Origin of the sequence: uncultured Gimesia sp., from assembly GCF_937910335.1 — a bacterium.
In the GTDB taxonomy this organism is placed as follows: Bacteria; Planctomycetota; Planctomycetia; order Planctomycetales; family Planctomycetaceae; genus Gimesia.
In genome coordinates this window covers 19,971-30,952 of sequence record NZ_CALEMX010000229.1, presented here as the reverse complement: position 1 = coordinate 30,952, position 10,982 = coordinate 19,971, and the positions used below count along the sequence as shown (strand labels likewise).

Here is a 10,982-nt window from a genome sequence, read left to right as displayed (position 1 = left end):
CTATCATGTTCTCAATCGTGCGAATGCGCGGATGACGATTTTTGAGACCAAAGAGGAGTATGCCGCCTTCGAGCAGGTATTATCCGAAGCGATCGAGCGGTTTGAGATGCGGTTGCTCAGTTATTGCGTGATGCCCAACCATTGGCATCTAGTGGTTCATCCACGAAAAGCAGGCGAGCTTTCCAAATTCGTCGGCTGGCTCACGTTAACGCATACCCAGCGCTGGCATTCAAGCCGACAAAGTATTGGCACCGGCCATGTTTACCAGGGTCGTTTCAAGTCGTTCCCCGTGCAGGATGATGCGCATATCAATGCCGTGTGTCAATATGTCGAACGCAATCCTTTATCGGGAAAATTCGTGCGGAAGGCAGAGAATTGGCAATGGAGCAGTTTGCATCGCTGGAAATTTGGAACTGCCGAACAGAAACAGCTTTTATCACAATGGCCAATCCGCCGTAAGCAGGGCTGGTTAGCCTATGTCAACAAGGCGATCACAGACAGCGAGCTGCAGGCCGTGAAACAGAGTATTCAGCGTGGCTGTCCCTACGGCGATGCAGACTGGACTAAAAAAATCGTCAAAAAACTCAACCTCGAAAGCACAATCACGCCGCGAGGCAGACCTCGAAAGTGCGATTAAAGGCATTCCGGTGTCAGGCGCTTAGCGAGTCTCATTGTTGAATCAATTGATTTGCGGATCAATGGCATTCTTCAGCAAATTCTGACACAAAATTCTGAGCATCCCTTTCTCTATTTCAGATGGCATTTCTCTCTCCACCTCTGCAGTCAAAAAAGCAGCTGGTTTGCGAAAAATAGACTCGCGTCTCTTTTGAGCTCGTGTATTATGGAAGTGTCGCCTGCACATCTCTTTTAAACGGAGCACATCTCCATGCCGATTCGTTTCGTGATCACTTCCGTTATCGTTTTCTGTTCAACAAGTCAAATGGCACAAGCGGGCATGCCGAGCTCTTCACTGGATCTGACAGAGATCGCCAGTCTGCGAATTCAGTCGATTTCGTTCTTTCTACTGGTGCTATTGCTGAGTGCCTGGGTTTTTAAAAAGCTGTGGAATATGTTGGCACGCGATTTTCCTAAAATGCCGGTGCTCTCCTATAAAGGGGCTCTGGCGGGTACGATTCTTTGGGGTCTGATGTTTCTGTTTGTACTGACAATGATCTCGGGTGCGCGGGAACTATTAACGCCTGGCGCCTGGGAGAAACAGGGCCGCACCTACAAGTTAGCCGATTCTGAACCAGTCGTATTAGAAACCCCGGAAGCGTTATTAGAAGAACGTCAGGAAAAACTAAGCGAACTGCGGACGGCTCTGTTCATGCATGTCGCGACACACCAGGGAAAATTTCCAGACAAAGCAGACGACGCGGTTTTCGCTGACGAATTCTGGCTTCAACCCGGCGACTTGCGGGTGAAATACGGTTACGTGACCGGCGAAAAGAAACCCGAGCCCGCAGAGCCATTGGCTTTCGAGCAGGCTGTGTACGGTGACGATCAACAACTGGTGCTCTTCACCGATGGAGCCATTAAAGTGCTGCCGCTCAAAGAAGCACAGGAGGTGCTTAATGGAAAATGAACCAGTTGGGATGCAAGATAAGAACAAAGCGGGAAAATGCAAAAAGTGGATCCTCGTTCTGCTCGGATTGACTCTCTGCGCTGCCTTTTTCCTGGGCTGCGCTGGAGTTTTTTTTCCGATTCAAACCCTGTTTTATCTGGCTGTGGGTTGGTTTTCTTTTTTAAAACGTGTCATACCACAAATGATGATTTCGGTATCAGGTTTGGTGACGGCGCTATTGCTGTGTGTTCTAATGGCGGTAGTGATTCATCTACTGGGAATTTTGATCATCCGGCAAATTCGGAATCAAAATACAGCCGTCTCTCTGTCCCGTTGGCGATTGCGCTGGACCTGCGCCGTGTTAGTATTGCTGGTGATTTCCTTCACCGGTGGCTTTGCTGTTGTGGGAGTTGCCCATCAGACGTCCTGGTTATTTACGACTGAAAAAAGAGTGATTCAGACCTCCTATGGAAGCAGGGGTAGATCAAATCAACGTGCGTCCATGAATAATCTACGTAATAATGGTCTGGCAGTCGTTAACTTTGCATCCGGTCAGGAACGTCGTCTCCCTTCTGGTATCATGGGGCCCTCTGGTCAGCCATTACACAGTTGGGAGACCGAACTTCTGCCCTTCCTTGATGCGGTAGGACATCGAATGAAAATTGATGATTTTCAACCCTGGAATTCAGAACGAAACGCTGAATATTTTAAAACGTCATTCCCTGTCTTTATCATGCGTGGTCGTGATCGTACTATCTATAACAGCAAAGGTTACGGTTTATCTTACTACTCATTGAACAATCAAGTTTTTTATCCGGGCAGCAAGTCTCGGTTTGATCAGATTCCAGATGGCATATCGAACACAATTATGGGCGGTGAAGTCTTCAGCCGCGTTCGTGCCTGGGGTGATCCATTCAATTTTCGTGACCCAGCCTTGGGCATCAACAAGCATGTCGACGGTTTCGGCGCGCCCTGGAAATCAGGCGGCGCGAATATGATTTTCCTCGATGGCAGCGCCCGTTTTATCAGTAATGAAATCGACCCGCAGATTCTCAAAGCCCTTTCGACACCCAACGGGGGTGATTCGGTGGGGGATTTTCGCAAATGATTTCTAGCAATCAGGTGGCAAGATGACCACAGAAACTAGTTCTCCAGACCAACCAGAGACGAATAGCAAAGCCCTGACTTTGACAGTTGTCGTTATATTGTGTGTTTTTACTTTTTGCCAAGGTGTCATCTTTCCCTTTATTCTGGCATTTCAGTTGATTGCAGGCTGGTTCTTTTATTTGAAACGTGAATTGCCCACGTTGACGATTTCTTTGGAACAGACCTTCTGGTTTCTGAGTGCGTTGATTGTGTTTTCCGGGGGTGTGCACATTGTGTGTTGCAAATATCATTCGCGTACTGATACGACACAGGGTAGCTGGCAGAAATACTGGACGCTATCTCTCGTCGCGATGTTATTGATGCTGGTGATGAGTGGAATTTGCATAGTCAGTATCACGCATCAGACCTGGTGGATGGCGACCGATGAATCAGATACATTTTTGGAAGAAAAACCTCATCTGCCTTTTTTCGTGTCTTCATGTCGTGAAGCAGCCAGACGCAGTACATCCAAGAATAATCTGAAACAGATTGGCCTGGCGATGCATAACTACCATGACTTACATTCCCGGCTTCCGATTGGTGGTACGTTTAGAGCAGGTCAACCACACCATAGTTGGGTGACGCGGCTGTTGCCCTTTGTGGAACAAGAGTCCCTCTACAACAAAATCGATTTCCATGAGCCCTGGACTGATAAGACCAACAAAGAACATTTTCAAAGTAGAATCAATGCGATTCAGAACCCGGGGCTAAAATCGGATTATGACAATGGTAAAAGCAGCGAGGAAACATTTCAGGGATATCAGCCCGCCCATTACGCCGCCAATAGTCGGGTATTAAATGTGAATGGTGGTATGAATTTTAAAGAGATCACAGACGGAACATCGAATACGATTCTGGCGGGCGAAATCAGATCCAACATCAAGCCCTGGGGCAATCCCACGAACTTTCGCGACCCGGCACGGGGCATCAATCAGAGCAGGCATGGATTTGGCGGTCCCTTTAAAGGAGGGGCCAACATTTTACTTGGAGATGGCAGCGTGCGCTTTATTTCCGAAGATATCGATCCAGCGGTACTCAAAGCACTCAGCACTCCCAACAGTGGCGAACCGGTCGACGAATTTTAGTGAGTCCTTTCGAATTCAAAAAAATGGTTGCAAACATATGATTGAAACATCCACCATCCCATATGAATATGAGGAACCCCCTGATGGAGAGTATCGGTACGATTATTATTTCATGGATATCATGCTCTGGGTGATCGGGTTGCCGCTCTTCTGCCTGATGCTGATTACGCCTGTTGCAGTCTTAATTCAATGGTGGGTGTGGGTTGGCGAGCCCAATTTATTCTGTCAAATTTTGATGTTGACTGTGGCCTGCGTGGCTATGGGTTTCGGCGTTAGAATCATTCTGAGGCGTCGTGCCGAGGATTATCAAAGCTGGTCAGATGCGAAAGAACAGCATCAACGGGATGTCGCCAGCGGTTATGCGGATCAATATTTGATTCGAAATATTATTCAATACTGGCCGATCACAGATGCGGAACCTCTGGCTGGATATTTAATTCGAACCAGTGACGACGAGTGGTTTTATCTGATCTCGGAGGAATTGGACGAGTTCGAAGAAGACGCGTTTCCCAAAAGTCAGTTGACGATTCTAAGTTCACCCTTTTCAAAAGAGATTCTGAAAATAGAAACCACAGGCGATGAAGTTGAGTTCGTCGACTGGGTCGAATTTGATCTGTTTTTTGACTACTATTCTGATTTTCATTTTGAAGTTCTCAATTCAGAAGCATCTCACATTCTGAATGCCAGTCTGTTATCAGAGAATCATTAGGGAGTCACTCAGGACCATGGATCGTTTACTTGCGATTGGCGACATTCATGGTTGTCTTACATCGCTTCAGTTGTTGATTGAAAAAGTACAGCCAACGTCCGAGGATCTGCTGGTCATTCTGGGCGATGTGATCTCACGCGGCCCTGATACCAAAGGCTGTATCGATCTGCTCATCGCTTTAGAACAGGATGTACCCATGGTTTTTCTCATGGGCAATCATGAAGAGTTTATGCTCGATGCCCATGAGTGCGAAATTGCTTGCGGAAGTTGGATGTATTTTGGGGGCGAAGAAACATTGCTGTCTTATGCCCCCGATTATCAAAGTGCAGATATCCAGAATGTGCCCGATAGTCATTGGGAATTGATCGAAAGTTTTCAGGATTATTTCGAAACGGATGAAGAGATCTTCGTGCATGGAATGGTTGAGCCCGATGAACCTCTGGATCAGCAAGATTCCACAGCGTTTCGCTGGCTTAAGTTTGAAGACGTGCAGCCCCATATTTCAGGTAAGCAGGTGATCTGCGGACACACGTCACAAAAATCAGGAATCCCCGCCAACCTCAAACATGCGATCTGTATCGATACCAACGCTTGCCGAGGCGGTTGGCTTACCTGTTTAGATGTCAAAGCAGAAATTGCCCATCAAACAAATGAAGAGAGCGAGTACCGAATTCTGGATATGAACTCGATGACAGTCATGGGGGATAGGGAAACCGAAGATTAAGTGCCCCCTGGTTAAAGCCTTGATTCAGTTTCTGCTGGTTTGAACTGTCGCAACTGTTCCAGCCGGTAGTTGAAAATTTGCTCGACATCTTTTTGGACGACCAGCCAGTTGATCAATGGGCCCCCCAGTACGGAATATTGTACTTTGTCAGTCACCAGCGTTCCACCGGCCGACTCCTGAAATGTGTGCTCATGCTGCCATAAGCGGTAAGGTCCTTTGAGTTGCGTATCCACGAAGCGATAGGGGGGCTTCCAGTCGGTGATTTTTGTTTTCCATTTGATCGGAAAACCATGCAACTTGAGTCGATAATCGATCAGCGCTCCCTCAGACACATTGATCGGCAAGGGCGTGATAATTTGAAAGTTCAGCCATGGAGGTGTGAGCGCTTCCAGATTCTGAGGTTGCGCAAAAAAGTCGAAGACTTCGGTTATAGAATGAGGAATCAGAATTTCGGCATGGACTTCGTATATGCCCGCGGGGGTTCTGTTAATTTCAATCATCTCATGCTCCAGGATGTTTCATACCATCAAATTCAAAGAGGAGTGCTTGAAATTTGTTACTTGACGACTATGAAACAAGAGAGTCGAAATCAAATCGCATTCAGGCCTACTACAATCAAACCGTTTTTCAGTAGGATTATGGACCTCAGATTGGAATTGGGAATGCCTTTTCGTATCAACTTTGTGAAAACCAACAGGAATTAAAATCATGAGTACAGGCGATGCACAGGTAGAACCAAAGAAATTTGTTGTTTTAGGTGCAACCGGTTCAGTTGGCTCCGAATTGAGTCGCCGCTTAATCAGAGCAGGCCATGAAGTTTTCCTCGGCGGGCGTGACCAGGAAAGTTTGCAGGAATTAGCAGAGGAATTGTCGGCTTCCACACACATTGTTGAAGCGTTAGAGCCGGAATCGATTGAGGGTTGTCTGAAGAGAGCCAATGATGAATTAGGCGGTCTCGATGGCGTGGTGAACTGCATTGGTTCCGTGCTTTTGAAACCAGCCCATCTGACTTCCGATGCAGAATGGTCACAAACATTAGCAGTGAATCTGACGTCTGCATTTACAACGGTACGCAGTGGTGCAAAAGTAATGGGGCGTTCGGGTGGATCGATTGTGTTAATTTCTTCGGCGGCAGCACGAATCGGTATTGCCAATCATGAAGCAATTGCTGCTGCCAAAGCAGGGGTGATCGGTTTGACTCAGTCTGCTGCCGCCACTTATGCTAATCGTGGAATCAGGGTCAATGCAGTCGCGCCGGGATTGATAAAATCAAAAATGACGCGCAGTCTCTGGCAAACCGATCCTGCAGAAGCTACGTCGATTGAGATGCACGCGATGGGGCGATTAGGCAACCCAGGTGATGTAGCATCGATGATCCAGTGGTTACTGCAGGCTGAAAATGACTGGATCACAGGACAAGTTCTGGGAATTGATGGAGGTTTGGCAACACTCGTTCCACGAACCAGACCCAAAAAAAGCAGACCCGTATAATGCTTAACTCGTAAAATCTTCCCAGCCCTTACGGAATTTGGAATAGAGAAACGGTTTTACTTTGTCGTTTCCTGTGGCCGTTAAAGTGGTCGCATTCCAGTCGAATCCGCCTCCCGCGCGATAGGCGTTGTTTCCGAGCAACACAGTTTCGGTTAATGGGCCGGAGTAGTCGAAGTTGCAAGTTGCAGGTGTGCCGCCTTTGCAGGCGTCTGTCCATTCTCTGTGGAAGCCGGGCGAATCGGGGATCGATTGGTCGGGCGTTTTGAATCCTTCGAAGGTTTTTTCGGGGAACAGTTTATGAGAACCGAATCCGGTTAGCAGCATACCTTTCGAGCCGATAAAGAGCGTATTGGCGCCTTTTAATCTCACTCCTTTTTCTTTCAAAATCGCCGGCCCCGATTTGGATTGGTACCAGTGCAGTTTGAGACCCGGTCGTTTGTCGTTCGCCGGGAAGGCAAAACTCGTATGCATTTCGGTGGGAGTTCGCTCTGTATCGATTTCTGGTCCTGATGCATCGACGCGCGTGGGATATTTCAGGTCGAGGGCCCAGTAGGGGATGTCGAGAATATGGCAGCCGAAGTTGCCGGTTTCTCCGGTGCCGTAATCCCACCAGAAACGCCAGTTGTAAGGCGCCAATGCGCCTTCCCCTTTGGCATTCAGAGCGTACGGGCGAAATTTCGCAGGGCCAATCCACAGATCCCAGTCGAGAGTTTTCGGCGGGGTTACGGTTTTCACAGGTTGGTCGGGCATGCCGCGATTGGAACCGATCCAGCTGTGAACTTCGTTCACATCGCCGATCGTGCCGGACTTGATGAGTTCGACCACTCGATGCATGTTTTCGAGCGCGTGTCGCTGCATGCCCAGCTGTGTCGCTAAATTCTTTTTGGCGGCGAGCTTGGTCATCTCGCGCACTTCCCAGACGGAATGGGCCATCGGTTTTTCGCAGTATAGATGTTTGCCCATCGTCATCGCCATCATGGAGGGATGGAAGTGTGTATGGTCGGGTGTACTCACCACGACAGCGTCGATCTGATTTTCCATCGAATCGAGCATGCGGCGGAAATCGGTATATTTTTTTGCTTTTGGAAAACGTTCGTAGGCTTTGCCCGCGCGTTTGTCGTCAATATCACATAGAGCGACGATATTTTCTGTCTTCGCGACGGCGTTCAAATTCGCCACTCCACGTCCGCCAATGCCAATCACTGCGACGTTCAATTTTTCATTTGCGGCAGCGCGCGTTGATTGAGTCGAAGTTCCCAGCCAGAGACCGGCTCCTAATGCAGCACTGATTTGCAGGGCTTCGCGACGATTGATACGTTGGTCGGTCATATGGGTTCTCCTCAAGTTCGATTCGCTGATAAAATTGGCTACGGCAAGTATAACCGATGGATGGTTGCGAACAGAATTGTAGTTCAGACTGTATTATTGAAAATCCGCGTAATTTTGTTCTCTCTGATTTTGTTCAGCCCCAAAAGTCTGCTCTCTAGTTGGCTTCCACCTTCTCCCATTTCACTTCGCTTTCAATATTCTTCATCACATTTTCGAAGACCCAGAATTTGAAATCGCCAAAGTTCGCATCGTTGCGATGTTGACGGACTGGGCTCTGATCAGCAAAAATCAGCGTCAATTTAGAGATCACAGGATGGGATGACTTTATTTCATACCCGAATTTTTCGGGACCTCCTGCTTCTGCAATCATTGTCTCATACAACAGGCAGAGTCGGGCGTAGTCGGTCAGTGAAATCTTTCCTGCGTAGATGCCACTTTTTTCCGTTCCTGAGATGGCGTGGAGGAGTGCCTTGCCGGAAACATGAAATTCAATGTAATAATTCACAGCTGGAGAGCCATTCAAAACATCGGCAGCGCCAAAGATCTGAAGTTTGAACCGCCGAATGGGAAGCGCCGCCCGAATGGCGGCTTCTTTTTCTTCCGCATAGGGAAACCTGAGGAATTCGTATTTTCCAGAAGGCTGTGACTGCCAGTGTTTATTTGATTCCGGCGATCCCTCTTTGCCATGCGTTATCGCAGCGCAGAGCAGGACCAGACCGAACAGACAAAATCGTTTTGAATTCTGCAACATGATATGATCCTTCTCTATTTGGTTGCCCTGGATTTACTGATCAATCTTTGCGCTCCTCTTGCACATCGTATCCATCCAGGTCCGAGGGGCGTTCGAATATTTCAAAATTCTTCATGCCGGGAACTGTGTTCCTGTCGAGATTCCACCAGGGACATCGAAAGAGGGTACTGCAATTATTGCATTTTACAAATTGACCGAGGAAGGGCAGGCTGGCTGTGGTGGAATTTTCACACTGTGGACAATTGACGTGCCAGATCGAATCTTTGAGATCAAAGGGGGCTGAAATTGTGCTTGCAAATTTAAATGGCAGGTCGATGGCTTCAATGGTCGATAATGCTTCGCGTGTGATGGTCCCCTCATTTGTGGCCAGGCGATCTGCATGATTGCCCAAAGTGCGTTCATAAGCGTTCCGTACGAGGCGGGCATTGCCGAAATTTTGGTCGCGTTCAGCAAAAACACGATTTAATATGATCGCCAGATTGCCGCGGGCTTCGGACGTTAATTGATATGAGTTGGCATTGCACATCAGCTCAAATATTTGGCAGAGATCGGAAACATGGTAGTCATCAAAAGTAATATAACGACTGAATCGGCTCTCCAGTCCGGGATTCGAACTAATGAACTCAGCCATTTCATTCGGATATCCGGCGACGATCACGACCAGTCTGTCACGCAGGTCTTCCATCTTTTTGAGTAAAGTTTCGATCGCCTCGTGACCATAATCCTGGCCTCCCGATTTTGCCAGCGAATACGCTTCATCAATGAAAAGTACGCCGTCGGTCGCTTTGGCGATTACTTCATTGGTCTTGATTGCTGTCTGCCCTACATAACCACCCACCAGAGTTGCTCTGTCAGCTTCGATGAAGTTCGGTGTTTTCAGAATTTGAAACCCATATAGAATTTTTGCAATAATTCGGGCAACGGTGGTCTTTCCGGTTCCCGGATTTCCGGTAAATACGAAATGCAGCGTCTGTGACGCAACAGGTAAGCCTTGATCGAGCCGTTGTTTTCGAATTTTCAGAAAATTGGTCAGCCGTGATACTTCTGTTTTGACCGTATCTAAGCCAACGAGCGTGGTGAGTTCATCCAGACCCTGTAGTAACGCATCCTCTGGTTTAAGTTTGCTTGACTGACTGACAGGTTTGTCTTCACTCTCTGAACTATTTTGATTGGTAATGCTAGAAGCGGCAGCTTGCATCGAGCGAAGTACGGCATCCGTTTCAGTGAGAAAACTACTCATCTGGGCATAATAGATTTGATCGCTACTCGTGATGCCATTCGACTTCAATATGAGTCTTGCGGACATCAAAATCATTTTTGCATACGTTTGGTACAATGCAGGGGAAGTAGTCAAAATACAGGATTGCGTGACAAATTTACTAAAAGGATAGACAATCGCACCATCTAATATGTCGCCGCCCAACCAGGCAGGATCTTCTTTCCATTGTTTCATCAACGCCTGGATCTCTTGCGCATTTTTAGCATTCAGATGTTTTTTGTAATCGTCCAACCAGCAATAACGATGCAAAGATTTTTGGAGGAACTCTCCCACAAGGGCCAGTTCCTCTTCTTCTTCTTTTTTATCTGAAAGAATGCTTTCGCGTATGACACAGAATACATCGCTCATCGCAGCAGCGTTGAGGATAGGCTTCAGTAGCGTTCCCTGATTATGTAAAGCAATCTTAAAAATTTCTTTGACGTTGTCGGGTGTCTCTTCATATTCGGTATAATTTCTTGCCTTATCGAGATGAGTAGAAAAGATCTCGTAGACGTCGTTACAGAGAAATTCGAGCATAGACTCCAGTTTGTCTGCATAGCTCATGGTCTGAATTCTCTCTGCATTTTGCGTCAATATGATGTATCAATCATCGCTCGAAATGAACTGAACATGGTACACCACACAAAAACAAGTTCCAAGTATGAACCTGAACTTCTTCCAAATAAAGGCAGCTCCCTTAAAGTAAATACTGATAACGTCTGGCTCTTCGTTTTGAAGTGGTACAATCGAAGAAGCAACTTGGATTACACGAGAGTAGACACGAGGCATCGTGAACTTCAGATAACGGCCTGTTTTGCAATGAGCGCGCAGTAATGCCTTGCAGATAAAATCTACACAGAATCCTTTGTGATGAGAGATTTTTGAAACAAAAATGTCGCGCCGTTCGTCTCAATTGATGTTCGGC

Annotated in this window: 11 protein-coding genes; 7 read left to right on the top strand and 4 right to left on the bottom strand. The window is 47.3% G+C overall.

Annotated features, from left to right (window positions below):
• The 6 genes from Q0668_RS09060 to Q0668_RS09035 form a co-directional block, all read left to right on the top strand.
• The coding region (locus tag Q0668_RS09060; protein WP_298863171.1) for a transposase at positions 1–637 on the top strand (637 nt) is incomplete at its 5' end.
• Between the two features lie 249 nt (positions 638–886).
• A complete protein-coding gene (locus tag Q0668_RS09055; RefSeq protein WP_298863168.1) occupies positions 887–1,585 on the top strand; it encodes a hypothetical protein in 699 nt (232 codons plus the stop codon).
• Positions 1,575–2,672 carry a DUF1559 domain-containing protein gene (locus Q0668_RS09050; RefSeq protein WP_298863164.1) on the top strand — a complete coding sequence of 366 codons (1,098 nt, stop codon included), beginning with the start codon at positions 1,575–1,577 and terminating at the stop codon, positions 2,670–2,672. The genes Q0668_RS09055 and Q0668_RS09050 overlap by 11 nt, the downstream gene beginning before the upstream one ends.
• A gap of 22 nt (positions 2,673–2,694) precedes the next feature.
• Positions 2,695–3,795, top strand: a complete 1,101-nt coding sequence (locus tag Q0668_RS09045; protein WP_298863161.1) for a DUF1559 domain-containing protein — start codon at positions 2,695–2,697, stop codon at positions 3,793–3,795.
• A 37-nt stretch (positions 3,796–3,832) separates the two neighbouring features.
• Complete coding sequence (locus Q0668_RS09040) at positions 3,833–4,504, top strand: hypothetical protein (protein ID WP_298863158.1); 672 nt, start codon at positions 3,833–3,835, stop codon at positions 4,502–4,504.
• Between the two features lie 16 nt (positions 4,505–4,520).
• Positions 4,521–5,228, top strand: a complete 708-nt coding sequence (locus Q0668_RS09035; RefSeq protein WP_298863155.1) for a metallophosphoesterase family protein — start codon at positions 4,521–4,523, stop codon at positions 5,226–5,228.
• Positions 5,229–5,239: 11 nt separating this feature from the next.
• On the opposite strand, the gene Q0668_RS09030 is transcribed toward Q0668_RS09035, so the two are convergent.
• Entirely contained in the window at positions 5,240–5,728 is a 489-nt protein-coding gene (locus Q0668_RS09030) for an SRPBCC family protein (RefSeq protein ID WP_298863153.1), read from the bottom strand.
• 208 nt (positions 5,729–5,936) lie between these two features.
• On the opposite strand from Q0668_RS09030, the gene Q0668_RS09025 reads away from it, so the two are divergent.
• Positions 5,937–6,719 (top strand): SDR family oxidoreductase, encoded by a 783-nt coding sequence (locus Q0668_RS09025; protein WP_298863150.1) that lies wholly within the window; start codon positions 5,937–5,939, stop codon positions 6,717–6,719.
• 3 nt (positions 6,720–6,722) lie between these two features.
• On the opposite strand, the gene Q0668_RS09020 is transcribed toward Q0668_RS09025, so the two are convergent.
• The 3 genes from Q0668_RS09020 to Q0668_RS09010 form a co-directional block, all read right to left on the bottom strand.
• A complete protein-coding gene (locus tag Q0668_RS09020; RefSeq protein WP_298863147.1) occupies positions 6,723–8,048 on the bottom strand; it encodes a Gfo/Idh/MocA family oxidoreductase in 1,326 nt (441 codons plus the stop codon).
• 154 nt (positions 8,049–8,202) lie between these two features.
• On the bottom strand, positions 8,203–8,799 hold the full coding sequence (locus tag Q0668_RS09015) for a hypothetical protein (RefSeq protein ID WP_298863145.1): 597 nt from the start codon (positions 8,797–8,799) through the stop codon (positions 8,203–8,205).
• A 40-nt stretch (positions 8,800–8,839) separates the two neighbouring features.
• Positions 8,840–10,621 (bottom strand): AAA family ATPase, encoded by a 1,782-nt coding sequence (locus Q0668_RS09010; protein ID WP_298863142.1) that lies wholly within the window; start codon positions 10,619–10,621, stop codon positions 8,840–8,842.
• Positions 10,622–10,982 lie beyond the last annotated feature (361 nt).

Coding starts and splice junctions, on each gene's coding strand:
- Q0668_RS09030 (WP_298863153.1), bottom strand. CDS start 5,728: ATGATTGAAATTAACAGAACCCCCGCGGGCATATACGAAGTCCATGCC.
- Q0668_RS09040 (WP_298863158.1), top strand. CDS start 3,833: ATGATTGAAACATCCACCATCCCATATGAATATGAGGAACCCCCTGAT.
- Q0668_RS09020 (WP_298863147.1), bottom strand. CDS start 8,048: ATGACCGACCAACGTATCAATCGTCGCGAAGCCCTGCAAATCAGTGCT.
- Q0668_RS09015 (WP_298863145.1), bottom strand. CDS start 8,799: ATGTTGCAGAATTCAAAACGATTTTGTCTGTTCGGTCTGGTCCTGCTC.
- Q0668_RS09025 (WP_298863150.1), top strand. CDS start 5,937: ATGAGTACAGGCGATGCACAGGTAGAACCAAAGAAATTTGTTGTTTTA.
- Q0668_RS09035 (WP_298863155.1), top strand. CDS start 4,521: ATGGATCGTTTACTTGCGATTGGCGACATTCATGGTTGTCTTACATCG.
- Q0668_RS09055 (WP_298863168.1), top strand. CDS start 887: ATGCCGATTCGTTTCGTGATCACTTCCGTTATCGTTTTCTGTTCAACA.
- Q0668_RS09010 (WP_298863142.1), bottom strand. CDS start 10,621: ATGAGCTATGCAGACAAACTGGAGTCTATGCTCGAATTTCTCTGTAAC.
- Q0668_RS09045 (WP_298863161.1), top strand. CDS start 2,695: ATGACCACAGAAACTAGTTCTCCAGACCAACCAGAGACGAATAGCAAA.
- Q0668_RS09050 (WP_298863164.1), top strand. CDS start 1,575: ATGGAAAATGAACCAGTTGGGATGCAAGATAAGAACAAAGCGGGAAAA.